23 protein-coding genes, 1 tRNA gene and 1 pseudogene are annotated in these 21,407 nt (G+C 65.9%); 10 read left to right on the top strand and 15 right to left on the bottom strand.

Going from position 1 to position 21,407, the window contains the following annotated elements:
- Positions 1-105: 105 nt before the first annotated feature.
- From ACSSV8_RS08145 to pdxH, 4 genes are all read right to left on the bottom strand, one after another.
- A tRNA-Pro gene (locus tag ACSSV8_RS08145) sits at positions 106-182 on the bottom strand.
- Between the two features lie 57 nt (positions 183-239).
- Entirely contained in the window at positions 240-743 is a 504-nt protein-coding gene (locus tag ACSSV8_RS08140) for a DUF192 domain-containing protein (RefSeq protein WP_454282096.1), read from the bottom strand.
- Positions 713-1,225, bottom strand: coding sequence for a cold-shock protein (locus tag ACSSV8_RS08135; protein WP_354538471.1), 513 nt, complete (start codon positions 1,223-1,225; stop codon positions 713-715). Before ACSSV8_RS08135 ends, ACSSV8_RS08140 begins: the two co-directional genes overlap by 31 nt.
- 140 nt (positions 1,226-1,365) lie before the next feature.
- Complete coding sequence (pdxH, locus tag ACSSV8_RS08130; protein WP_354538224.1) at positions 1,366-1,968, bottom strand: pyridoxamine 5'-phosphate oxidase; 603 nt, start codon at positions 1,966-1,968, stop codon at positions 1,366-1,368.
- A 153-nt stretch (positions 1,969-2,121) separates the two neighbouring features.
- Here pdxH and fabI point away from each other — a divergent pair, with 153 nt between their 5' ends.
- The 3 genes from fabI to gpt are packed head-to-tail and all read left to right on the top strand — an operon-like array spanning position 2,122 to position 4,045.
- Complete coding sequence (gene fabI / locus ACSSV8_RS08125; RefSeq protein ID WP_354538225.1) at positions 2,122-2,928, top strand: enoyl-ACP reductase FabI; 807 nt, start codon at positions 2,122-2,124, stop codon at positions 2,926-2,928.
- A 9-nt stretch (positions 2,929-2,937) separates the two neighbouring features.
- Positions 2,938-3,546, top strand: a complete 609-nt coding sequence (locus ACSSV8_RS08120) for a LysE family translocator (RefSeq protein ID WP_354538226.1) — start codon at positions 2,938-2,940, stop codon at positions 3,544-3,546.
- 1 nt (position 3,547) lies between these two features.
- A complete protein-coding gene (gene gpt, locus ACSSV8_RS08115; protein WP_354538227.1) occupies positions 3,548-4,045 on the top strand; it encodes a xanthine phosphoribosyltransferase in 498 nt (165 codons plus the stop codon).
- A gap of 60 nt (positions 4,046-4,105) precedes the next feature.
- Here the strand turns inward: gpt and ACSSV8_RS08110 are convergent, their stop codons facing one another.
- Positions 4,106-4,675: a biotin transporter BioY gene (locus ACSSV8_RS08110; RefSeq protein ID WP_354538228.1), complete on the bottom strand. Its 570-nt coding sequence runs from the start codon at positions 4,673-4,675 to the stop codon at positions 4,106-4,108.
- A 109-nt stretch (positions 4,676-4,784) separates the two neighbouring features.
- Between ACSSV8_RS08110 and ACSSV8_RS08105 the strand changes: the two genes are divergently transcribed.
- Positions 4,785-5,438, top strand: a complete 654-nt coding sequence (locus ACSSV8_RS08105) for an SDR family NAD(P)-dependent oxidoreductase (protein ID WP_454282095.1) — start codon at positions 4,785-4,787, stop codon at positions 5,436-5,438.
- A gap of 4 nt (positions 5,439-5,442) precedes the next feature.
- Here the strand turns inward: ACSSV8_RS08105 and ACSSV8_RS08100 are convergent, their stop codons facing one another.
- Complete coding sequence (locus tag ACSSV8_RS08100; protein ID WP_454282094.1) at positions 5,443-6,468, bottom strand: quinoprotein relay system zinc metallohydrolase 2; 1,026 nt, start codon at positions 6,466-6,468, stop codon at positions 5,443-5,445.
- A 130-nt stretch (positions 6,469-6,598) separates the two neighbouring features.
- On the opposite strand from ACSSV8_RS08100, the gene ACSSV8_RS08095 reads away from it, so the two are divergent.
- Together ACSSV8_RS08095 and ACSSV8_RS08090 are read left to right on the top strand one after the other, a co-directional pair.
- The gene (locus tag ACSSV8_RS08095) at positions 6,599-7,417 is read left to right on the top strand and encodes a quinoprotein dehydrogenase-associated SoxYZ-like carrier (protein ID WP_454282093.1); all 819 of its coding nucleotides are present in this window, start codon (positions 6,599-6,601) and stop codon (positions 7,415-7,417) included.
- A gap of 104 nt (positions 7,418-7,521) precedes the next feature.
- Positions 7,522-7,650 (top strand): annotated as a pseudogene (locus ACSSV8_RS08090) (IS110 family transposase); the annotation flags it as partial.
- A gap of 216 nt (positions 7,651-7,866) precedes the next feature.
- Here ACSSV8_RS08090 and ACSSV8_RS08085 read toward each other — a convergent pair.
- The 3 genes from ACSSV8_RS08085 to ACSSV8_RS08075 all read right to left on the bottom strand — a co-directional run bounded on the left by ACSSV8_RS08085 (position 7,867) and on the right by ACSSV8_RS08075 (position 11,750).
- The gene (locus ACSSV8_RS08085; protein WP_454282092.1) at positions 7,867-8,451 is read right to left on the bottom strand and encodes an HNH endonuclease; all 585 of its coding nucleotides are present in this window, start codon (positions 8,449-8,451) and stop codon (positions 7,867-7,869) included.
- 140 nt (positions 8,452-8,591) lie between these two features.
- Entirely contained in the window at positions 8,592-10,412 is a 1,821-nt protein-coding gene (locus ACSSV8_RS08080) for an ABCB family ABC transporter ATP-binding protein/permease (protein ID WP_454282091.1), read from the bottom strand.
- Between the two features lie 66 nt (positions 10,413-10,478).
- Positions 10,479-11,750 carry a LysM peptidoglycan-binding domain-containing protein gene (locus ACSSV8_RS08075; protein WP_454282090.1) on the bottom strand — a complete coding sequence of 424 codons (1,272 nt, stop codon included), beginning with the start codon at positions 11,748-11,750 and terminating at the stop codon, positions 10,479-10,481.
- Between the two features lie 101 nt (positions 11,751-11,851).
- Between ACSSV8_RS08075 and ACSSV8_RS08070 the strand changes: the two genes are divergently transcribed.
- Positions 11,852-12,403: an LOG family protein gene (locus tag ACSSV8_RS08070; RefSeq protein WP_454282089.1), complete on the top strand. Its 552-nt coding sequence runs from the start codon at positions 11,852-11,854 to the stop codon at positions 12,401-12,403.
- On the opposite strand, the gene rarD is transcribed toward ACSSV8_RS08070, so the two are convergent.
- The 6 genes from rarD to ACSSV8_RS08040 all read right to left on the bottom strand — a co-directional run bounded on the left by rarD (position 12,364) and on the right by ACSSV8_RS08040 (position 19,284).
- Complete coding sequence (gene rarD, locus ACSSV8_RS08065) at positions 12,364-13,260, bottom strand: EamA family transporter RarD (RefSeq protein ID WP_354538236.1); 897 nt, start codon at positions 13,258-13,260, stop codon at positions 12,364-12,366. The two genes, ACSSV8_RS08070 and rarD, sit on opposite strands and share 40 nt — an antisense overlap.
- A 102-nt stretch (positions 13,261-13,362) precedes the next feature.
- On the bottom strand, positions 13,363-13,962 hold the full coding sequence (locus ACSSV8_RS08060; RefSeq protein WP_454282088.1) for a superoxide dismutase: 600 nt from the start codon (positions 13,960-13,962) through the stop codon (positions 13,363-13,365).
- A 101-nt stretch (positions 13,963-14,063) separates the two neighbouring features.
- Positions 14,064-14,633 (bottom strand): sarcosine oxidase subunit gamma, encoded by a 570-nt coding sequence (locus ACSSV8_RS08055; RefSeq protein WP_454282087.1) that lies wholly within the window; start codon positions 14,631-14,633, stop codon positions 14,064-14,066.
- Positions 14,626-17,634, bottom strand: coding sequence for a sarcosine oxidase subunit alpha family protein (locus tag ACSSV8_RS08050; protein ID WP_454282086.1), 3,009 nt, complete (start codon positions 17,632-17,634; stop codon positions 14,626-14,628). Before ACSSV8_RS08050 ends, ACSSV8_RS08055 begins: the two co-directional genes overlap by 8 nt.
- A 62-nt stretch (positions 17,635-17,696) precedes the next feature.
- Complete coding sequence (locus tag ACSSV8_RS08045) at positions 17,697-18,026, bottom strand: sarcosine oxidase subunit delta (protein WP_454282085.1); 330 nt, start codon at positions 18,024-18,026, stop codon at positions 17,697-17,699.
- Between the two features lie 13 nt (positions 18,027-18,039).
- Positions 18,040-19,284 (bottom strand): sarcosine oxidase subunit beta family protein, encoded by a 1,245-nt coding sequence (locus ACSSV8_RS08040; RefSeq protein WP_454282084.1) that lies wholly within the window; start codon positions 19,282-19,284, stop codon positions 18,040-18,042.
- 197 nt (positions 19,285-19,481) lie between these two features.
- On the opposite strand from ACSSV8_RS08040, the gene ccmI reads away from it, so the two are divergent.
- From ccmI to ACSSV8_RS08025, 3 genes are read left to right on the top strand one after another with little or no spacing between them, the layout of a single operon-like run.
- Positions 19,482-20,705, top strand: a complete 1,224-nt coding sequence (gene ccmI / locus ACSSV8_RS08035) for a c-type cytochrome biogenesis protein CcmI (protein WP_454282083.1) — start codon at positions 19,482-19,484, stop codon at positions 20,703-20,705.
- Positions 20,702-21,184 carry a Holliday junction resolvase RuvX gene (gene ruvX / locus ACSSV8_RS08030; RefSeq protein ID WP_454282082.1) on the top strand — a complete coding sequence of 161 codons (483 nt, stop codon included), beginning with the start codon at positions 20,702-20,704 and terminating at the stop codon, positions 21,182-21,184. The genes ccmI and ruvX overlap by 4 nt, the downstream gene beginning before the upstream one ends.
- Complete coding sequence (locus ACSSV8_RS08025) at positions 21,174-21,407, top strand: DUF1289 domain-containing protein (RefSeq protein WP_454282081.1); 234 nt, start codon at positions 21,174-21,176, stop codon at positions 21,405-21,407. The genes ruvX and ACSSV8_RS08025 overlap by 11 nt, the downstream gene beginning before the upstream one ends.

Raw genomic sequence — 21,407 nt, 5'->3', positions numbered from 1 at the left:
ACAGACGCCCTGAAGAGGAAAGGCGTCAAAAAAGCCTTTTTCTCCGACCGTTTGGCAGCCAATGTTCAGATGTGAGGTGACGCAACCGGACTGTGCCGGTTGATATGGTCGGGGCGGCGAGATTCGAACTCACGACCCCCTGTACCCAAAACAGGTGCGCTACCAGACTGCGCCACGCCCCGGACCATGCGCCCAGATAAGCCGCTTTGCCCGCGTTGAAAAGCGAAAACCGCCGCGCCTCAGTCGGCGGTGCAGGGCCAGGCGGCAGCGGCCTGATCGACCGCCGGATGGCGCATTTCCCACCCCTCGGCAATCCCGATGCGCCGCGCCAGCCCGCCATTGATCTCGAGCACGGTCTGAATGCCGTCGCCGCCCATCACCGGGCGCTCGTCATGCGGCTGTGCCTCGTGGCCGATCCGTTGCACCGTTCCGGTCGCGTCCATGAAGATCATGTCGAGCGGAATGAGCGTGTTCTTCATCCAGAAGCCCACCGGCCGCGGGCTGGGGTAGACAAAAAGCATCCCCGCCGAGGAGGCCAGGCTTTCACGGTGCATGAGACCCTGCGCGCGCAGGGCGTCGGTATCGGCGACCTCGACGTTAAACGCCGCCTCGCCCCCCGGCCCGCGCAGATGCACCATCTCGTCCCGGCAGGTTCCCGCTGACGCCGCCCCCGCCGACAGAGCAAGAAGCGCCGCGCCCGTCAGAGCGCCGATCACTCTCTTGAATGTGTTGCCGCTTCCCATCCGCAGACCTCGGTTGCCATGCGGCCTCTTTTACCATCAATCACGCGAATGGCCAGCGCCTCTCCGGGCTGAACATCGGCAAGACCGGAGCGGCGGAGCACCTCGACATGCAAAAACACGTCCTCGGCGCTGCCGAAGGTATTGGCAAAGCCGAACCCCTTGCCCTTGTCGAACCATTTCACGCGCGCAGGCAGAAGCGGTGCGGCACGAATCAACTCCGGGTCGATCTCCTCGAGGTCCGCAAGACCCGAGTGCTCCATATCATCGGGCGGCTCGATCGCATGAACCTGAACCGCCTGCCGCCCCCGCGAGGTTGTCTGAACGTCGAGCAGAACACCGGCACGATCGGCGATGGAGCTTTGCCCGAAATTGCGCAGCACATTAGCGTGGAGCAGGATATCAGGCCCACCTTCATCGGCCAGCACAAAGCCGAAGCCCTTGACCGGATCGAACCACTTTACACGCCCCCTCACGCGGAGGATCTCTTCTTCTTCTGTCACAGTGCCCTACCTTACAGCCTTCATCCCCAAGACCGAGCCTAGACTTGCTTCATATTGAAAGCATCATGCAAGCCAAAAATACGGCGCTCTTTCAACGTTTTGCATTTCACGCAACGTGAAATTCACGGGTTCAGGCGCCGAATGTCCCATTCGTCGGCAGGTGACGCGCGCCGCCAGACGAAGCGGTCGTGCAGGCGAAACGCCCCGTCCGCCCAGAACTCAATCTCAAGCGGCGTGATTTGGAAACCTCCCCAAAAGGGTGGGCGCGGCGGGTTCGGCCCCTTCTGTGCCGTGACCTTGGCCACCTCGGCCATCAATGCAGCGCGCGACGAGAGCGGGCGGGACTGTTGCGAGGCCCAGGCCCCAAGGCGGCTCTTGAGCGAGCGCGACGCATAATAGGCATCGGCGCGCGCGCCCTCCTCGCGCGTGACCGTGCCGCGAAAGCGCAACTGACGGCGCAGCGATTTCCAGTGCAGCACCCCCGCCGCCAGCGGATGCGCGCTCAGTTCCTGCCCCTTGGCAGAGCCGTAATTGGTATAGAAAACAAACCCGTCATCGGCGATTTCCTTGAGCAGCACCATGCGCACATTGGGCAGCCCCGCCTCGCCCACGCTGGCCAGCGCCATGGCATTGGGGTCATTGATCTCGGCGGCCTCCGCCTCGGCCAGCCAGCGGCGCGCGATCGCAAACGGGTCATCCCCCGCGAAAATTCCGTCCCGTTCCATTCTGTCGCCTCCGCGCGTGATCAATCCACCGTGATTATGACCGTTTTAGGACAGTCCATGAGCATTGCCAATTCGCGCCGCGAGGGCAGGCCTTGATGCACCCTGCCCAATCGCCTAAAGGTCAGAAAAATCGCATAAGGGCGGGGGATGGGAATGTCGCACTCATTGATGACGGGCAAGCGCGGGCTGATCATGGGGCTTGCCAACGACAAGTCCATCGCCTGGGGTATCGCCAAGGCGTGCGCGGGCGCGGGCGCTGAACTGGCGTTCAGCTATCAGGGCGAGGCGCTGAAAAAGCGCGTCGATCCGCTGGCGGCGGAACTTGGCTCCGATATCGTGCTGCCCTGCGACGTGGGCGACATGACCTCGGTCGATCAACTCTTCGTCGATCTGAAGACCCATTGGGACAGTCTCGATTTCGTCGTCCATGCCATCGGATTTTCCGACAAGAACGAATTGCGCGGCCGTTATGTCGATACCAGCCGCGACAATTTCCTGCGCACCATGGATATCTCGGTCTATTCCTTCACCGCCGTGATGCAGCGCGCCGAAAAGATGATGGGCGAAGGCGGCAGCGCGCTCACCCTCACATATTACGGCGCCGAGCAGGTCATGCCGCATTACAACGTCATGGGCGTGGCCAAGGCGGCGCTGGAGGCAAGCGTGAAATACATGGCCGAGGACCTGGGCCGCGACGGCATCCGCGTCAATGCCATCAGCGCCGGACCGATCCGCACGCTGGCGGCCAGCGGCATCGGCGATTTCCGCTATATCCTGAAATGGAACGAGCTGAATTCACCGCTGCGGCGCAACGTGACCATCGACGATGTGGGTCGCTCGGCACTTTATATCCTTTCGGATCTGAGCAGCGGCGTGACCGGCGAGGTGCTTCATGTCGATGCAGGCTATCACATCGTCGGCATGAAGGCTGTCGATGCGCCCGATATAGACGCCACCTGAGGCACGCCCGTGAGCGCGCTCGACCTTCTTGCCTTCAACGCGGTTCTGGCCGCCGCCATCCTCAGCCCCGGTCCCGCCCTGCTTTTTGCGCTGCGCACGGCGCTGGCCGACGGGCGGGGGGCGGGCATCGCGGCGGGGCTGGGCCTCGGGCTGGTCGCCGCACTCTGGACACTGGCGGCGCTTCTGGGGCTCGAGGCGCTCTTTGGCCTTTTCCCATGGGCCTACATGGCGCTCAAGATCGCCGGGGCGGCCTATCTCCTCTACATCGCCTGGACCACGTGGCGCGCCGCGCGGCAGCCCGCAGCCGAAGGCCCACGCAAACCGCGCGGGCGGGCGTTTCTCGACGGGGTGCTGATCAACCTCGGCAATCCCAAATCGGTGCTCTTCGCGGCCTCGGTCCTCGTGGTGATCTTTCCCAAGGGCCTCTCGGCCAGCGACATCGCCCTCATCACCGCCAATCACATGGTGGTGGAGTGGCTGTTTTACGCCGGTTTCGCCACGGTTCTGAGCGGGACCACGGCGCGGCGCGCCTATCTGGGTGCCAAACCGATGATCGACCGCGCGGCGGCGCTTTTGCTTGGCGCGCTGGGGCTGAAACTTCTTTTGAGCAGGGACTGACATGATGGACCGCCTCCCCCACGAAAAGGGCTTTCACGTAAGCTGGGACCAGATTCACCGCGATGCGCGCGCGCTGGCCTGGCGGCTTCAGGGCGAGGCCCCGGAGGGCGGCTGGCGCGCGGTGGTGGCGATCACACGCGGCGGCATGGCCCCTGCGATGATCGTCGCGCGCGAACTCGATATCCGCACCGTCGACACGATCAGCGTCAAGTCCTACAACCATCAGGAACAGACCGCGCCGCGCATCATCAAGTTCCCGGATATGGAGATCGTGGGCGACGGTGCGGGGGTGCTGATCGTCGATGACCTGGTCGATACCGGGCGCACGCTGGAAGTGGTGCGCGCGACCATGCCGCGCGCCCATGTGGCCACGGTCTATGCCAAACCGATGGGCCGCGCGCAGGTCGATACCTTCATCACCGAGGTAAGCCAGGACACGTGGATTTTCTTCCCGTGGGACATGGCCCTGCAATATGTGGAGCCCTATCGCGGAGCGTGAGGCAAAACGAAAAAGGCCGCGCCCGAGAGCGCGACCTTTGACATTTTCCCAAGCCGGGTTTCAGCCTTTGCGCGACTTGAGCGCGGTCCAGCCGCCCCAGACCACCATCGCGGCGATCACGGCCTTGACCACATCCCCCAGAAGGAACGGCGCCATCCAGTAGGCCCAGAGGTCGGGCATTGCCTTGCCCATGACGAGCGCGGGCCAGGCGAGGCCGGGAATATAAAGCAGCGCCGAAACCGCGACCCCCACCAGCGCCGTCGAGACCACGCCGCGCGCGATCCCGCGCTCGACCGCCAGACCGGCGAGCCAGGCCATCGCCACGAAACCGTAAAGGAAACCGGCGGTCGGCCCGATGAGCGAGGCCGTGCTCTGCGCGCCCGCGAAGACCGGCAGCCCCATCGCCCCCTCGGCAAGATAGGCCAGAACCGCCGCCGCCCCGAGGCGCGACCCGAACGTGAGGCCCACGATCAGGATTGCCAGCGTCGAGAGTGTGAGCGGCACCGGGAAGAAGGGCACGCTCACCTGTGCCGCCAGCGCGATGAAGAGCGACCCGCCAAGCACCAGACCCGCCTTGCGGATCGTCGTATCGTGGCCGATGACGGCCTGAGTGAGAACCTGTGCGCGCATGTCGCGTCCCTCCATTGTTCCGGTTGTCGGCCTGACTTTTTCGCCGCAGGCGCGAAAAAGTCAAGCGATAGTCCTTGATCTGGCGCGCGACAGGTGGGATTTGCCGCATATGAGCGAAACACAGGATCTCCCCGTTGCCCTCGTCACCGGCGCCTCGCGCGGGCTGGGGGCGGCCATGGCCGAGGCGCTGACGCCCGCCCATCACGTCGTCGCTGTCGCCCGCACCGTGGGCGCGCTCGAGGAATTGGACGACCGCATCAAGGCGCGCGGCGGACAGGCCACGCTGGCCCCCATGGACATCACCAACCGCGAGGCCATGGCGCAGCTTTGCCGCGCGATCCATGACCGCTGGGGCGGCATCGCGCTCTGGATTCACGCAGCGGTTCACGCGGCCCCCCTCAGCCCTGCCATGCATCTGGCCGAGAAGGACTGGGAGCGCTCGGTCGCCGTCAATGCATCGGCCACGGGGCTGCTGATCCCGTTTGTCGCGCCGCTTCTGGGCGAGACGGGTCAGGCGGTGTTCTTCGACGATCCGCGCGGCGGGACCAGGTTCTTCGGGGCCTACGGGGCGACCAAGGCGGCGCAGATCGCGCTTGCCCGAAGCTGGCAGACGGAAAGCGTCAAGACCGGCCCGCGCGTGCATATCCTGACGCCTGCCCCCATGCCCACGGCCACGCGCGCGCGGTTCCATCCCGGCGAGGACCGTGACGGCCTCAGCCATCCCCGCGACGAGGCGGCGCGCCTTCTGGCGGCGCTCTCTTGACCGTCTATTCCCATTCCAGTTCGGTGAAGGCCACCGTGGCGTTGCGCGCGTTGTAGGCATCGAACAGCGCCCATTGCGCCGCTTCGCCCGCCGCGATTTCCAGAACCGCATCGCCCAGCCGCACGCCTGCGGCAATCGCCGCGCGCGTGTCGCGCTCCAGCACCGACAGGTAGCGCGCCGTGCCCGCCCCGCCATCGGGCCAGCCAAGGCTCGGGCCGCCGTGCCCCGGCACCACGCGGTCAAACGCGCGCGCCTGCAACCCGGCCAGCACCGCGCGCCAGCCGCGCAGGCTGCCATCGAGCGCGGGCAGATGGGTGTCGAACACCAGATCGCCCGCAAAAAGGGTGTCGGTTGCGACGTCATGCACCGTAAGGTCCGTTCCGGTATGCGCCATCGGCCAGGCCTCCAGCACCAGCACACGCGCGCCAAGGTCGATCTCCGACCGCCCCGCCACCGGTGCCGTCACCACGGGCACCACCGTGCCGATCATCGCGCCCTGCCCGATCTCCCGGTCAAGGCTTTCAAGGTAGTTCCCGGCCCGGTCCGCCAGCGCGCGGTTGAAATCCGCGTGCCCCCAGACCTGCGCCCCCGCCGCCACGAAGGGCCCTGCCCCGAAAACGTGGTCGGGATGGATATGCGTCAGGATCACATGCGTGACGGGCAGATCGGTGCGCGCACGGATCGCACGCCAGAGCGCCTCGCCCATCCACGCCGCCGCTCCGGTGTCGATCACGGCCACCGCCGCGCGGCCCACCACGAAGCCCAGATTGGACGCGTCGCCAAGGTTCTCGGGATCGGGTTCGGCGACCTGCCCCAGATGCACGAAGACCCCCGGCGCGATCTCGTCCACGTCGAGCGCGACCCCCACGGGCGCGCAGCGCGCCTCCCCTGCCCCGTCGGGCGCGCGCGCCGACAACGCGGCCACGCACGCGGCCTCTGTCGCCGCCTCATATCCCGGCAAGAGCACCTCGCGGCACGGGGCATCGCCGCCGACGCCTGCCAGACAAAGGGTAAGGATCGCCTCGAACATGGCCGCACTCCGGTTTGCCGCGCCTGATCCTCAGCCTACACGCGGATGTGTGCCACGCCAACTTTGGTCGGGCTTCGCGCAAGACCCGATCCGTGATATACAGCCCCGGGAATATGAAGAGGAGCCAGCCATGCCCCGCGCCCTGATCCGCGCCACAGCCCTTGCCCTCATGCTCGGGACCGCCGCATATGCCGGCGAGGTGACGAACCCGCTGGAACCCAGCGAGATGTGGGACATGCTGCGCGAGGATATCGTGGGCGATGCGGAAATCGCCGATGGTGCGGCCCTGCTGACGCTCGATGCGCCTTACCGCGCCCATGACGCCGCCACGGTGCCGATCGTGCTGCACCAGACCGACCTCTCCGCCACGATCCGCAAGGCCACCGTGGTGATCGACGAAAACCCCGCCCCGGTCGCCGCCGAACTGGGCTTCGGTTCGGCCATGGCCCCGATCGACTTTGAGTTGCGGGTGCGGGTGAACCAGTATTCCAACATCCGCGTGATCGCCGAAACCGACGCGGGGCTTGCCATGACGGGGCGCTTCGTCAAGGCGTCGGGCGGCTGTTCCGCCCCGGCCAGCCGCGATCCGCAGGTCGCGCTTGCCACCATGGGCGAGATGAAGCTGCGCAGCTTCCTGACCGAGGCCGCCGCGCCGCAGATGTCGCCCGCCCGGCGCGAGGCCCAGATCATGGTGCGCCACCCGAATTACTCGGGCCTGCAACGCGACCAGATCACCCAGCTTTTCATCCCCGCCCATTTCATCGACCATCTCGAGGTCTGGCAGGGCGAGGATCTGCTCTTCACCATGGATGGCGGCATCTCGATCTCGGAAAACCCGGTGTTCCGCTTTTCCTATGCCGATAACGGCACACCTGCCTTGCGGGTCCTGGCCACCGACACGGACGGCAACAGGTTCGAGCAGATCCTGCCAAAGGGCGTAGGGAGTTAGGCGGCAGAGCGGCTCTGTTGATGGCGTGGATGCCCCGTCCCGACGGCATCGTAATGTGCCAATGTGATGAGTGTTGAAACCATCACATGAGTGAGAGACCATCCATGTCCGAGGTTACCATCATCGGAATTGATCTGGCAAAGCGTGTCTTCCAGCTTCATGGCGCGCGCCACAACGGATCAGTCGCTTTTCGCAAGAAGCTGTCCCGGGGTCAGCTATTGGCGTTCATCGCGCAGTATTCCATTGGCTTTCACGGAATAACGCCGAGAGGAATTGGCGACGACAAGGGCCGTTAGGGTTTCCCCCGCGCTCGACGCCGCCAACCTGCTGTTGCGTCATGGTCGCGCCAGTAACCGAGCGCGATGCTCCCTTGATCTGTTACTTTCCCGAACAACAGGCCCGTTGCAGCGGAAATCGTGGTCTCCCTGACATCCGGGCGACTTCAGCGCTCAGGCCTCGAGTTCGGCATCCCAGTAGAGGAAATCGAGCCAGCTTTCATGCAGGTGGTTGGGGGGAAACTTGCGTCCCATGTTGCGCAATTCCTCGGCCCCCGGCGCGCGGGGTGGCTTGCGCAGGGTCATCCCCGCCTGCCGCAGGCTGCGCGCACCCTTTCGCAGGTTGCAGGGCGAACAGGCCGCCACCACGTTTTCCCAGCTTGTGCGCCCGCCACGTGCGCGCGGCACCACATGATCAAAGGTCAGATCGCCCCTTGCCCCGCAATACTGGCAAAGAAATTCGTCGCGCAGAAATAAATTAAAGCGCGTGAAGGCCACGCGCTTTTGAGGTTTTACATAATCCCGCAGAACGATCACCGAGGGTATTCGGATCGCCGTGCTCGGACTGTGGACGACGTGATCGTATTCGGCGACGATATCGACCCTGTCGGACCAGACCGCCTTGATCGCCTCCTGCCAGGTCCAGAGCGAGAGCGGGTAATAGGAGAGCGGCCGGTAATCGGCATTGAGCACCAGCGCCGGGAAATGCCGCAGCGCGGCGGGGTCCCTTACGAATTCGGTTCTGAAGTCTCCGTCCATCGCGTCACGCGCCTCTTTCCCGGCTCCCGATCACCCTCTCAAGTGCTACTATATATCGTGGCGTCAAGCTGGCAAGCCCCCGATATCGCCGCACATCTAGCCGCGTTCTAGCCCGCTTTCGTAAAACCGATGTGACAGGCTCAGGCGGCCGCGCCCCGCTCCTCGCGCGATTGGCGTTGCCACAGCGCGGCATAGCGGCCCTCACGCGCCAGCAGGTCGGCATGGCTGCCCTCCTCCACCACGCGCCCTTCTTCCAGAACCACGATGCGATCCGCCCCCGCCACGGTCGAGAGGCGATGCGCGATCATGATCACGGTGCGCCCTTGGGCCGCGCGCGCCAGCGCATCCTGAATGTCGCTCTCGGTGGCGGTATCGAGCGCGCTTGTCGCCTCGTCCAGAAGCAGGATGGGCGGGTTCTTCAGCAGCGTGCGCGCGATGCCCACCCGCTGTTTCTCGCCGCCCGAGAGCTTGAGCCCGCGCTCGCCCACCTGCGTGTCATAGCCCCGGGGCAAGCCCTGGATGAAGTCATGGATCTGCGCCGCGCGCGCGGCATCCTCGATCTCGGCGCGGGTCACGTCCCCGCGCCCATAGGCGATGTTATAGCCGATCGTGTCGTTGAAGAGCACGGTATCCTGAGGGACCACGCCGATGGCCGCATGCAGGCTGTCAAGCGTGACATGCCGGATATCCTGCCCGTCGATGGTGACCGCGCCGCCCTGCACATCGTAGAACCGGAAGAGAAGCCGCCCAATGGTCGACTTTCCCGCACCCGAAGAGCCCACCACCGCCACCGACTGTCCGGCGGGCACATCGAGCGTGACGCCCTTGAGAATGGGCCGCGCCGGATCATAGCCGAATTCCACCGCGTCAAAGCGGACATGCGCGCCCGCGACCTTCAGCGGCGTGGCGCCGGGGCGGTCGCTCACATCGGGGGGCTGCTCGAGCAGGCCGAACATCTCGCCCATATCCACCAGCGCCTGCCGGATCTCGCGGTAGACGGTGCCGAGGAAGTTGAGCGGCATGGTGATCTGGATCATGTAGGCATTGACCATGACGAAATCGCCCACAGTCATCGTGCCCGCCTGCACCCCCATGGCGGCCATGACCATCACCGCCACAAGACCGCCGGTGATGAGGAAGGACTGGCCGAAATTGAGGAAGGCCAGCGAATAGGCGGTCAGGAGCGCCGCGCGCTCATAGCCCTCCATCGCGCGGTCATAACGCGCCGCCTCGCGCGCCTCGGCCCCGAAATACTTGACGGTCTCGTAGTTCAGCAGGCTGTCGATGGCCTTTTGGTTGGCATCGGTGTCCTGATCGTTCATCTCGCGGCGCAGCTTCACGCGCCATTCGGTGACCTTGAAGGTAAAGGCCACATAGGCCGCGATCACGCCCGCGACGACCACCAGATACCAGATGTCGAAGAGCACCCAGAGGATGATCCCCACCATCAGCAATTCGAGGATCAGCGGCCCGATGGAGAAAATCAGGAACCGCAGCAGGAAATCGACGCCCTTGACGCCCCGCTCGATGATCCGGCTCAGGCCCCCGGTCTTGCGCGTGAGGTGATAGGACAGCGAGAGCGCATGGATATGCTGAAAGGTTTGCAGCGCGAGGCGCCGCAGCGCGCGCTGGCCCACCTTGGCGAAAACCGCGTCGCGCAATTGCTGAAAGCCCACATTCATCAGCCGCGCCATGCCGTAGGCCACGGTCAGGCCGATGGCCCCTGCCCCCAGCATCCACGCGGCCTCCTGCCCCTCGCCCGCCAGCGCATCGACCGCACCCTTGTAAAAAAACGGCGTGATCACCGAGACAAGCTTGGCCGCCACCAGCAGGATCAGCGACAGCACCACGCGCCGCTTCACCCATCCCTGACCCTCGGGCCAGAGATAGGGCGCGACACGGCGGATGGTGCGCCAGCCGCTCGCAGCGGTCTCGCTTGGGTGGGGGTCGTCGGTCTGCATCGCTGGCCTTCTTGGTTGCGCGCGCAACAGATAGCGGTGCGCGACGGCGATGACCAGAGCGCGGCCCTATTCAGGCAGTTCGAACACTTGCCCCGGATAAATCAGGTCGGGGTTGCGGATGCGGTCGCGGTTGGCCTCGAACACGCGCACGTAAAGGATGCCCTCGCCATACCGTTCGCGCGAGATCGCCCAGAGGGTAGAGCCGGGCTGCACCGTCACCACCGACATGCGTGGTGGCGCGGGGGTGTCCGGTGCCACAAAGGCGGCTGGCTCCTCGCGCTTGAACGGCGTTTCCACCCGCGAGGTGACGGCCCCATCGGGGCCGACCTCATCGACGCGCAGCGTGTAGATGCCGCTGTCCACATCCGGCAGGTCACTGCGCCAACTCCCATCCTCGCCGATCCGCGAGGTGGTGACGGGACGGTTATCGACATAGATGCGCACGAACCCCTCCGAGGCCGAGGCCCGTCCGGCAAGCTCAACCTCGCCCGCCTCGGAATAGCTGATCGAATCGAGCGCGACGGACTGCACCTCCGGCCCCGGCCCGGCGGGGGCCTGAAGCACGCGCACGCCCGCCTCATCCGACAAGAGCACCGTGGGCGGCTCGGGGGTGGATTGCGATGCGGGTTGGGTGATCCCGGTCGGGATGGAAGCGGTCTCCACCGGCGGTTCCGGCGCGACCGGGGCAACGGGGGCAACGGGGGCGGTGGTTGCCGATATCTCGGGCGGCGTCGCCGCGACATCGGTCGTGGCGTCCCCGGTTGCCTCCTCGGTTGGCGGTTCCGCGACAGCGGCCTCGGGCACCGCGCGGGGCGTCGGCGCGATCAGGATATCCTCAAGCGAGCGGACCTCGCGCCCGTCGGGCAAGAGCAGCGACAGGCTCAGCGCGCGCGCCACATCCGCCGGGGGCAGGTCGAGAAAGGCCACGAACTTGCCTGCCCCGTCCGTCTCGGTCAGCCCCAGCCGCGCCTCATCCACAAGGATCGCCACCGATCCACCCGGCACCGCGCGCCCCGCCACGAGCATTCGCCCATCCGCCTCGAGCCGGAACGTATCGAGAGCGGGCGGCGCAGGTATCGGGGCGGCGGGGTCCTCCGCCGGGTCGGGCACGTGCCCGGCCTCCGGCCCTGACGCATCCGGGGGGGCGGCGTCAACATCCGCCACCACCGGCGCCGCTGGCTGCGGCGCGGGCAGCGTCACGGTTTCAACGGGCCGGTCCACCGCCGGATCCGGCACCCGCTGCGAAAGCACAAAGACCCCGAGCGCAATCGCCCCGGCCACCACGGCCCCCGCGATACCCAGCACGGGCCCCGCTCCCAAACCGGCGAATTTGCTCATCTTTTCCGTCATCCCCAGCCGGGACACCGCGCCCGGTTGCCGGAGCATATCAACAAGGGTATCACGGGTCAAAGCAACCCTTCTTGTGCCGGAGCCGCCCCATGCCACAAAATGCCGTCTGTGTCTTTTGCGGCGCACGCAATGGCGCGCACCCCGCCTACGCCGCCGATGCCGAGGCCACGGGCCGGATGCTGGCCGAGAACGGCTGGCAGCTTGTCTATGGCGCGGGCGATGTCGGGTTGATGGGGGTGGTGGCGCGCGCGGCGCAGGCGGCGGGCGGCGAGACGATGGGCGTCATCCCCGAACATCTGGTGCGCCGCGAAGTGGGCAAGCGCGACCTGACCCGCTATGTCGTGACCGAGACCATGCACGAGCGCAAGAAGGTCATGTTCATGAATTCCCACGCCGTCGTGGTGCTGCCGGGCGGTGCAGGCTCGCTCGACGAGTTTTTCGAGGTGCTGACATGGCGCCAGCTCGGCCTGCATGAAAAACCCATTTTTTTATTGAATACAGAAGGTTACTGGACACCCCTCATGAAGTTGATCGACCATGTCATCGCGCAGGGATTTGCCGATGAGACTCTCAAGACCTTCGTGCAATCCATCGACACGGTTCAGGATCTGAACACCGCCCTGCGCGCCGCCCTGTCCTGACGCCAGCTTGCCGTGGTGTAGATCGCCAGCGCCACCCAGATCATGCCGAACGCAAGCGCGTGCCAGGGGCTGAAAGGCTCAAGAAACCAGAAGGTTGCGACCAGAAATTGAAGTGTCGGGTTGAGGTATTGCACCAGCCCGACCGTGGCCAGCGTGATCCGCTTGGTGGCATAGCTGAACAGGATCAGCGGCGCGCCCGTCAGAAGGCCGGAAAACGCCAGAAGCGCGCTGTCCCTCACCGAAGTCCCGAACGCCCCGCCGCCATCCGCATGGGCAAGCCACAGGACAACCAGCGCGACCGGCGCAAGCAGCAGAACCTCGGCCGTGACCGAAACCACCGGTCCGACCGAAAGCCCCTTTTTAACAAGACCGTAAAGGCCAAAGCTGATGGACAGGATCAGCGCGATCCAGGGCGGCACGCCCAGCCCGAGCGATAGCGTCACCACCGCCAGAGCCGCCAGCACCACCGCCACCCGCTGCGCGCGTCCCAGCCGCTCCTTGAGCACCACCGCGCCCAGAAGCACCGCCACCAGCGGAAACACGTAATATCCCAGCGAGGCCTCCATCGCGCGGCCCACCTGAATCGAGGTGATGAACACGAACCAGTTGGTCGAGATCATCAGCGCCGCCAGCGCCGTGAGCATCAGCGCGTGCCGCGTGCCGATGGCACCCATGAGCGCCGCAAGCCGCCCCTGCACCGCCAGTGCCGCGGCGAAGAAGATCAGCGACCAGAGCGTGCGATGCGCGAGGATCTCGATGGGGGGCACATGTTCGAGCAGCTTGTAATAGATGCCCGACAGCCCCCAGACCGTGCAGGTCCCGACCAGCGCGATGATGCCTTTCGTCGCCTCCCGCATGATGCCTGTCCTCCCCGGCCTTTCCCTTCGCACGAAAACGCCCCGCCCGAAAGTGACGGGCGGGGCGCGCAAACCGGCTATGCGCCGGGATCAAGGCCGGGATCACATCCGCGAGGCGACGTTTTCCCAATTCACCAGGTTGTCGAGGAAGTTGGTGAGATAGGCGGGCCGCTTGTTGCGGAAGTCGATATAGTAGGAATGTTCCCACACGTCGCAGCCCAGAAGCGCTGTTTGCCCGAAGCAGAGCGGGTTGACACCGTTCTCTGTCTTGGTGACTTTCAGTGCGCCGTCGCTGTCCTTGACAAGCCACGCCCAGCCCGAGCCGAACTGACCGGCACCGGCGGCGGCGAAATCTTCCTTGAACTTGTCGAGCGAGCCAAAGCTCTCGGTGATCGCCTTTTCCAGCGCGCCCGGCATACCCGTGCCGCCCGGTGCCATCATCTCCCAGAACTGCGCGTGGTTCCAGTGCTGCGAGGCATTGTTGAAGATGCCCGATTGCGCCACGGCGCTCGCCTGATAGGTGCCGCGCACGATCTCCTCAACCGGTTTGCCCTCCCACTCGGTCCCGGCAATCAGCTTGTTGCCGTTGTCGACATAGGCCTTGTGGTGAATGTCGTGGTGATATTCGAGCGTCTCTTTCGACATGCCATGCGCGGCCAGCGCGTCATGGGCATAGGGAAGATCGGGAAGTTCAAAGGCCATGGGGGTCCCCCTGTTCGTCTGCGTTGAAACCTGTGCCCATACATGGAGCGGTGGAGCGCGGAACGTCAACCCTGCGACAGAGTTTTTCTGTCGGGATTTCGTCAGCGGTAGACGCCGACCTCGCCCCCCGGCAGGGCCGCGTCCCGAAGCGCGCCAAAGGCATAGTCGGCCACGGGCCGAAAGCAGATCAGGTGAAACACGCCCCTGTCATCCAGCCAGAAGGCGGCCGGGATCTGCGCCATCCGCGTGCGGCGAAACATGCCGGGGGTGAAGGCGTGCGGCGCAAGATCCACCGGGCATAGCTTGGCCAGGGTTTCGCGCGCACCCGCGCCCGAAATATGCAGGTAGGTGCGCGCGTCGGAGACGTTGACGGCGAGGAAATGCTGGCCCTTCAATGCCTCTTCCAGCGTGGCGATGGTCTCGGCCACCCCGTCATAGGCGCAGATCAGCAAAAGCTCGTCCGGCGACATCCAGAGTGCGGCGGTGCCGTCCCCCGTCAGGGCCTGACGTTGCGCCGGGATGCCAAGGCCCACGGCCTTTTTCACCGCCGCCTTGACCTCGGCTGACGCGAGATCACCACGCAGGGTGATCATGCCGGTCAGGCCCGCATCGGCGATGGTGGCAAGCCCCTCGTAGCGGGCCCCGTTCAGGGGGGTGACGGCCTCAGACATTCTGCTTCTCCCCGTCCTTGTCATAGAAAACCGGATCGACGATCCGCGCCTTGACGATCCCGCCATCGAGTTTGGGAAAGTCCAGCACCTCGCCCATCCGGTCAGGCCCGTGCAGCACCAGCCCCATCGCGATGCCACGCCCCAGCGTGGGCGAATGGTAGGTCGAGGTCACGCGCCCTTGGGTCTTGCGCTGACCGTTGGCGTTGTGGCCCGGCGCGGTGGCATAGGCCCCATCCGGCAGCACCTCGCCGTCAAGCGTCTCCAGCCCCACCAGTTTCCAGCGGTTTGGATCGGCCATATGGGCGCGTTCCTGCGCGCGCTTGCCGAGATAGTCGTCTTTCTTCTTGGAAATGGCCCATTGCATGTTGAGATCCTGCGGGATCACCGTGCCGTCGGTCTCGTCGCCGATCATGATGAACCCCTTCTCGGCGCGCATCACATGTAGGCCCTCGGTGCCGTAGGGCGTCACGCCATGCTCGGCCCCGGCCTCCAGAAGCGCATCCCAAAGCGCACGGCCAAGGCTTGAGGGGACGGCCAGCTCATAGCTCAACTCGCCCGAGAAGGAGATGCGATAGGCGCGCACCGACATGCCCGCCAGCGTGAGGTCCGCCCAGCCCATGAAGGGCAGCGCGTCATTGCCAATGTCGGCATTGGTGAGTTTCGCCAGCGTGTCCCGCGCCTTGGGGCCGACGACGGCCACTTGCGCATATTGCTCGGTGACATTGGCGGTGTAGACCTTCCAGTCCCACCATTCGCATTGCAGCCAATCCTCCATATGCCCATGGATTGCCTCGGCCCCGCCGGTGGTGGTGTGGCAGAGGAACGTGTCCTCGTCGATGCGCGCCACAACGCCGTCATCCATGAGAAACCCGTTCTCGTTGCACATCAGCCCGTAGCGGCAACGCCCCGGTTTCAGCGTGCTCATCATGTTGGTGTAGAGCATGTCGAGAAATTTGCCCGCATCCGGCCCCTTGACGATGATCTTGCCCAAGGTGGACGCATCGAGCAGGCCAAGGCGCGCGCGTGTCTGGGTGATTTCGCGGCTCACGGCCTCGCGGTGGCTTTCCTCGCCCTTCGGGAAGCAATAGGGGCGGCGCCATTGGCCGACAGGTTCAAAATGCGCGCCATGCGCCTCGTGCCAGCTATGCATCGGCGTCTTGCGGACCGGCTGGAAGACCGGGCCGCGCGCCCCACCCGCGATGGCCGAGAGCGAAATCGGCGTGTAGGGCGGGCGGAAGGTGGTGATGCCGGTCTGCGGTATCGGCTGACCCACCGCATCCGACAGGATGGCGAGGCCATTGATATTGCTGAGCTTGCCCTGATCGGTGGCCATGCCGAGCGTGGTGTAGCGCTTGGCGTGCTCAACGCTCTCGTAGCCCTCGCGCGCGGCCAGTTGCACGTCCGAGACCTTCACGTCGTTCTGGTAATCGAGCCAGGCCTTCATCCGCAGCTTCATGCCCGCACCCTGCGGCATGAGCCAGACGGGCTCCATCGCCGCCTCGGGCGAGGTGCTGGCCGTAGGCGCCTTGCCCTTGGCGGTGTGGCCCATGGCCTTTGCGGCGGCTTGCCCCGCGCCATGCGCATCCGCGACAACGCTGGCCAGATCGCCCGCGCCATTGGCGGCACCTGCGGGGATGACAAATGCCTCGCCCTTGGCACCCCGCGGCGGGTGCGCCGGGTCGGGGCGGAAATGGGCGCTCGCCTCGTCCCAGAGGAGCTTGCCGCCGCAATGCGACCACAGATGCACCACCGGCGACCAGCCGCCCGACATGGCGACCGCGTCGCAGGCGATCTCTTCCAGCACGGCACCCTCGCCCGCCTGCGCGCAGATGGCGACGCCGGTCACGCGCTTGCCGCCCTTGACCTTTGCGATGCCCTTGCCGTTTTCGACGCGGATACCCATGCTGCGCGCCTCATCGGCCAAGGCACCGCCACCCGATTGGCGGGCGTCGAGGATGACGGGGATTTCCAGCCCCAGTTTTTTCAGCGTGATGGCGGTGCGGTAGGCGTCGTCATTGTTGGTCACAACCACGGTGCGGTCGCCGATGGAGACGCCGTAATCCACCGCGTAATCGCGCACCGCCCCTGCGAGCATCACGCCGGGAATGTCGTTGCCGGCAAAGCTCAGCGGGCGCTCGATGGCCCCGGTGGCCGTCACGATCTGGCCCGCGCGGATGCGCCACAGGCGGTGGCGGGGCGCGTTCGTGCCGGGGGTGTGATCGGCCACACGCTCATAGCCCAAGAGATAGCCGTGATCGTAGACCCCTGCACCCATGCAACGATTGCGCAGGGTGACATTGGGCATGTCTTGCAATTTTGCAAGGGTGGCGGCGATCCAGTCCGCGACCGGCTGGCCATCCACCTCGCCGCCATCCACCGGCGCGCGCCCGCCCCAATGGGCGGTCTGCTCGATCAGCAGCACCTTCGATCCGGCCTCTGCCGCTGCCACAGCGGCTTGCAGCCCGGCCACGCCACCGCCCACAACCAGCACGTCGCAGAAGTAATAGAAATGCTCATACCGGTCCGGATCGTCGGGATTGGAGGCACGGCCCAGGCCCGCCGACTGGCGGATGAACGGCTCGTAGACATGTTTCCAGAACGGGCGCGGGTGGATGAACATCTTGTAGTAGAAGCCCGCAGGCAGGAAACGCGCGAAGGCCGTGTTGACCGCGCCCACGTCATAGTCAAGGCTCGGCCAGTGGTTCTGGCTCACGCAGGTGAGGCCGTCGAACAATTCGGTCGTGGTGGCGCGCTGGTTGGGCTCGAACCGCGCCCCCTCGCCCAGCCCTACCAGCGCATTCGGCTCCTCCGCGCCAGAGGCCACGATGCCGCGCGGGCGGTGATACTTGAACGAGCGGCCCACCAGCATCTGGCCATTGGCCAGAAGCGCCGAGGCGAGTGTGTCGCCGGGATGGCCCTGCATCCGCCTGCCGTTGAAGGTGAATTCGCAGCGGCGGCTGCGGTCGAGAAGGCGGCCGCCGGTGGCCAGTCTGGTGCTCATGTCTCAGCCCCTCTTGCCCGTGGCGGGCGTCGTCGATTGAGTATTTTCGGAACAGTGAAGGCTCATGCGAAGTCGCGCCATGTCCAGCCGGGGCGCTTGGCGGTGATCGCGTCGCGGATATGCTGGGGCGGTTCATGGGTCTGGGCGGGATAGGTGCCGTAGACCTCCAGCGTGACGGTATCGCGCGCCATGATGAACCACTTGCCGCAGCCGTTATTGTGCCGCCAGCGCTCGAAATGCGCGCCCTTGGGGTTTTCCTTGGCGAACATGTAGGTGTGGAAGTCGTCATCCGTTGAGCCGGGGCCATGGCGCTTGAGATGCGCCTCGCCGCCCTGGTGGAATTCGGTCTCTTCGCCGGTGGTGCCGCAGCAGGGGCAGGTGAGGATCAGCATGTCTTGTCCCTCCTTAGTGGGCGACGCCAGCGGCGACGGATTCATCAATGAACCGGCCCTGATAGAACCGGTCGAGGCCGAACTCATCGCAGAGCGGCGAGTGGCCCTTGGCCATCAGTTCGGCAAAGCCCCAGCCGGAGCCGGGGATGGCCTTGAAGCCGCCCGTGCCCCAGCCGCAGTTGATGAAGATGCCATCCACCGGCGTTTTGCTGAGGATCGGCGAGCGGTCGCCGGTCACGTCCACGATGCCGCCCCATTGGCGCAGCATTTTCAGCCGCGCGACCATCGGGAAGGTCTCGATCAGGGCGCGCACCGTCTCCTCGATATGGTGGAACGATCCGCGCTGCGTGTAGTTGTTGTAGCCGTCGGTGCCGCCGCCGATCACCATCTCGCCCTTGTCGGATTGGCTCATATAGCCGTGCACGGTGTTGGCCATGACGACGCAATCCATGCAGGGCTTGATCGGTTCCGACACCAGCGCCTGAAGCGCCACGGATTCGATGGGCAGGCGGAAGCCCGCCATGTCGGCGAGGTGGCCGGAGTGACCGGCGACGACGATCCCCAGCTTCTTGCAGCCGATATCGCCGCGATTGGTGGTCACACCCGTCACGCGGCCATTCTCGCGGCTGATCCCCGTCACCTCGCATTTCTGGAGGATGTGCATCCCCATGGCCGAGCAGGCCCGCGCATAGCCCCAGGCCACGGCATCGTGGCGCGCCGTGCCGCCGCGCGCCTGCCAGAGCCCGCCCAGAACGGGATAGCGCGGTCCGTCGAGATTGATGATCGGCACGATTTCCTTGACCCGTTGGGGCGGGATGAATTCGGTCGTCACGCCCTGCAGCGCGTTGGCATGCGCCGTGCGCTGATAGCCCCGCACCTCGTGTTCGGTCTGCGCCAGCATGATCACGCCACGGGGGCTGAACATGATGTTATAGTTCAAATCCTGGCTCAGCGTCTCGTAAAGCGAGCGCGATTTCTCGTAGATCGCCGCCGAGGGGTCCTGGAGGTAATTCGAGCGAATGATGGTGGTGTTGCGGCCTGTGTTGCCGCCGCCCAGCCAGCCCTTTTCCAGCACCGCGACATTGGTGATGCCGAAATTCTTGCCGAGGTAATAGGCGGTGGCGAGACCATGCCCGCCCGCGCCCACGATGATCACATCGTATTTCTTCTTCGGCTCGGGCGAGGCCCAGGCCCGCTCCCATCCCATGTGGTCGCGCAGGGCCTCGCGGGCGATGGCAAAGACGGAATAGCGTTTCATGCGCGGGTGTTCCTCGTGGATTCGGGGTCCGGTCTCGGTCCGGATCGTAATGCGACGGGGGCGCGTTGAACAGGTGACTGAGGGCGGCGCTTCGCCAGCAAATTGCGACATTGCGACATCGCGGCGCGGGTGGTCGGTCGCTTGCCCCTTTTTTCCGGCGCGCGCGCGCTTTAGATGGGGTGCAAAAGGATGGGCTCATGACTTTCTGGATCATCGCCGGGGCGCTGGCGCTCGGCACGGGGATGCTTATGGCGCTGGCGCTTCTGCGCGGCCATTCCGGGGGCGAGTCCCCCGCCGCCTACGATCTGCGCGTCTACCGCGACCAGCTTGGCGAGATCGAGCGCGACCTCAAGCGCGGGGTGATCGCCGAGGACGAGGCCGAACGGCTGCGCGCCGAAATCTCGCGTCGTATCCTGGCCGCGGATGCGCAACTGCGCGCGGGCGGCCAGACGGGCGGGCAGCCGCGCATCATGGGTCTTGGCATGGCGGCGGTGAGCGTCATCGTGCTCGCCGGTGGCGGGGTCTGGATCTATGGGCAGGTGGGCGCGCCGGGATATCCCGATCTGCCGATGGCGCAGCGCATCGCCGCCTCCGACGCCGCGCGCGCCGAACGCCTCTCGCAGGCCGAGGCCGAGGCGCGGTTCGGCCCCGAGAGCACCCCGCCCGAGGGGGTAAGCGAGGAGCATCTGGCCCTGGTCGAGCAATTGCGCGCGGTGGTGGCGACGCGGCCCGAGGATGAGCAGGGCTTGCAATTTCTGGTGCGCAGCGAGGCCGCTCTTGGCAATATGGTCGCCGCGCGTGCCGCACAGGAGCAGCTTGTCGGTCTGCGCGGCGCGGCGGCAACGGCGACAGATCACGCCACGCTGGCCGAGCTGATGATCGAGGCTGCGGGCGGTTACGTGTCAAGCGATGCCGAGGCCGCGTTGCGCGCAACGCTCGAGCGCGATCCGCGCGCGCCGACCGCGCGGTTTTATCTGGGGCTCTATTTCCTTCAGGTGGACCGGCCCGACCGGGCCTTTCGCCTCTGGCGCGACCTGCTGGAGGAAAGCACCGATCAGGCCCCCTGGGTGCCGGTGATCCGCGCCGACATCGAGGAAATCGCCATGCGCGCGGGTGAGCGCTACAGCCTGCCCCCTCTGGGTCCTGGCCCCTCTGCCGCTGACATGCAGGCCGCCGCCGGGATGGACCCGGAGGCGCGCAACGAGATGATCCGCGGCATGGTCGCGCGCCTGTCGGAGCGGCTTGCCACCGAGGGCGGCCCGGCCGAGGACTGGGCGCGGCTCATCAACGCTTACGGCGTGCTGGACGAGCGGGAAAACGCGCAGCGCATATGGGATGAGGCAAAAGGCGTGTTCGCGCAGGACGCGGGCGCGCTTGCGACCCTGCGCGCCGCAGCCCGGAGCGCGGGCATGACCGAATGATCCATGAGGATATAACCGGATTTGCCGCCGCGCTGCCCTCCGCACGGGGCGTCATGGGGCTCGACCTCGGGACCAAGACCATCGGGGTTGCGCTTTCCGACCGGCTCTTGTCGAGCGCGACCGCCGTCGAGACGGTGAAACGGCAGAAATTCACCCTTGACGCCGCGCGCCTGCTGGAGATTGCCGCCAAGCGCGAGGCGGGGGGCATTCTTCTGGGACTGCCGCGCAACATGGACGGCTCCGAGGGGCCGCGCGCGCAATCCACCCGTGCCTTTGCCCGCAATCTGGCCGCGCTCACCGCGTTGCCGATCGGTTTCTGGGACGAGCGTTTGTCCACCGTGGCCGCCGAACGCGCGCTCCTGGAGGCGGATACGTCGCGGAAACGTCGCGCAGAGGTGATCGACGCGGTGGCCGCAAGCTATATCCTGCAAGGGGCGCTCGACCGGATGCGCCATATGAGGGCAGAGCATGGCGGATGATGTCTGGCAACGCGACGAGGTCGAAAGCCCCTGCGTGCGCATCTGCGTGGTCCATCCGGAGGCGCGCATCTGCACCGGCTGCCTGCGCTCCATCTACGAGATCAGCCGCTGGTCAAAGCTGAGTGCCGATGAGCGCCGTGCCATCATGGCCGCCCTGCCCGACCGCGCCGACCTGTTGAAAAAGCGCCGGGGCGGGCGCGCGGCGCGTCTGGCGCGGGGCTGA

It is taken from the genome of Roseovarius sp. MBR-79, from assembly GCF_053628555.1.
This window is presented reverse-complemented; position numbering and strand designations above follow the sequence as displayed.

Excerpts from the sequence above, each read along its gene's own strand:
- ACSSV8_RS08140 (WP_454282096.1), bottom strand. The coding sequence starts at position 743 with ATGGGAAGCGGCAACACATTCAAGAGAGTGATCGGCGCTCTGACGGGC.
- pdxH (WP_354538224.1), bottom strand. The coding sequence starts at position 1,968 with ATGGAACGGGACGGAATTTTCGCGGGGGATGACCCGTTTGCGATCGCG.
- fabI (WP_354538225.1), top strand. The coding sequence starts at position 2,122 with ATGTCGCACTCATTGATGACGGGCAAGCGCGGGCTGATCATGGGGCTT.
- gpt (WP_354538227.1), top strand. The coding sequence starts at position 3,548 with ATGATGGACCGCCTCCCCCACGAAAAGGGCTTTCACGTAAGCTGGGAC.
- ACSSV8_RS08110 (WP_354538228.1), bottom strand. The coding sequence starts at position 4,675 with ATGCGCGCACAGGTTCTCACTCAGGCCGTCATCGGCCACGATACGACG.
- ACSSV8_RS08105 (WP_454282095.1), top strand. The coding sequence starts at position 4,785 with ATGAGCGAAACACAGGATCTCCCCGTTGCCCTCGTCACCGGCGCCTCG.
- ACSSV8_RS08100 (WP_454282094.1), bottom strand. The coding sequence starts at position 6,468 with ATGTTCGAGGCGATCCTTACCCTTTGTCTGGCAGGCGTCGGCGGCGAT.
- ACSSV8_RS08095 (WP_454282093.1), top strand. The coding sequence starts at position 6,599 with ATGCCCCGCGCCCTGATCCGCGCCACAGCCCTTGCCCTCATGCTCGGG.
- ACSSV8_RS08085 (WP_454282092.1), bottom strand. The coding sequence starts at position 8,451 with ATGGACGGAGACTTCAGAACCGAATTCGTAAGGGACCCCGCCGCGCTG.
- ACSSV8_RS08080 (WP_454282091.1), bottom strand. The coding sequence starts at position 10,412 with ATGCAGACCGACGACCCCCACCCAAGCGAGACCGCTGCGAGCGGCTGG.
- ACSSV8_RS08075 (WP_454282090.1), bottom strand. The coding sequence starts at position 11,750 with ATGAGCAAATTCGCCGGTTTGGGAGCGGGGCCCGTGCTGGGTATCGCG.
- ACSSV8_RS08070 (WP_454282089.1), top strand. The coding sequence starts at position 11,852 with ATGCCACAAAATGCCGTCTGTGTCTTTTGCGGCGCACGCAATGGCGCG.
- rarD (WP_354538236.1), bottom strand. The coding sequence starts at position 13,260 with ATGCGGGAGGCGACGAAAGGCATCATCGCGCTGGTCGGGACCTGCACG.
- ACSSV8_RS08060 (WP_454282088.1), bottom strand. The coding sequence starts at position 13,962 with ATGGCCTTTGAACTTCCCGATCTTCCCTATGCCCATGACGCGCTGGCC.
- ACSSV8_RS08055 (WP_454282087.1), bottom strand. The coding sequence starts at position 14,633 with ATGTCTGAGGCCGTCACCCCCCTGAACGGGGCCCGCTACGAGGGGCTT.
- ACSSV8_RS08050 (WP_454282086.1), bottom strand. The coding sequence starts at position 17,634 with ATGAGCACCAGACTGGCCACCGGCGGCCGCCTTCTCGACCGCAGCCGC.
- ACSSV8_RS08045 (WP_454282085.1), bottom strand. The coding sequence starts at position 18,026 with ATGCTGATCCTCACCTGCCCCTGCTGCGGCACCACCGGCGAAGAGACC.
- ACSSV8_RS08040 (WP_454282084.1), bottom strand. The coding sequence starts at position 19,284 with ATGAAACGCTATTCCGTCTTTGCCATCGCCCGCGAGGCCCTGCGCGAC.
- ccmI (WP_454282083.1), top strand. The coding sequence starts at position 19,482 with ATGACTTTCTGGATCATCGCCGGGGCGCTGGCGCTCGGCACGGGGATG.
- ruvX (WP_454282082.1), top strand. The coding sequence starts at position 20,702 with ATGATCCATGAGGATATAACCGGATTTGCCGCCGCGCTGCCCTCCGCA.
- ACSSV8_RS08025 (WP_454282081.1), top strand. The coding sequence starts at position 21,174 with ATGGCGGATGATGTCTGGCAACGCGACGAGGTCGAAAGCCCCTGCGTG.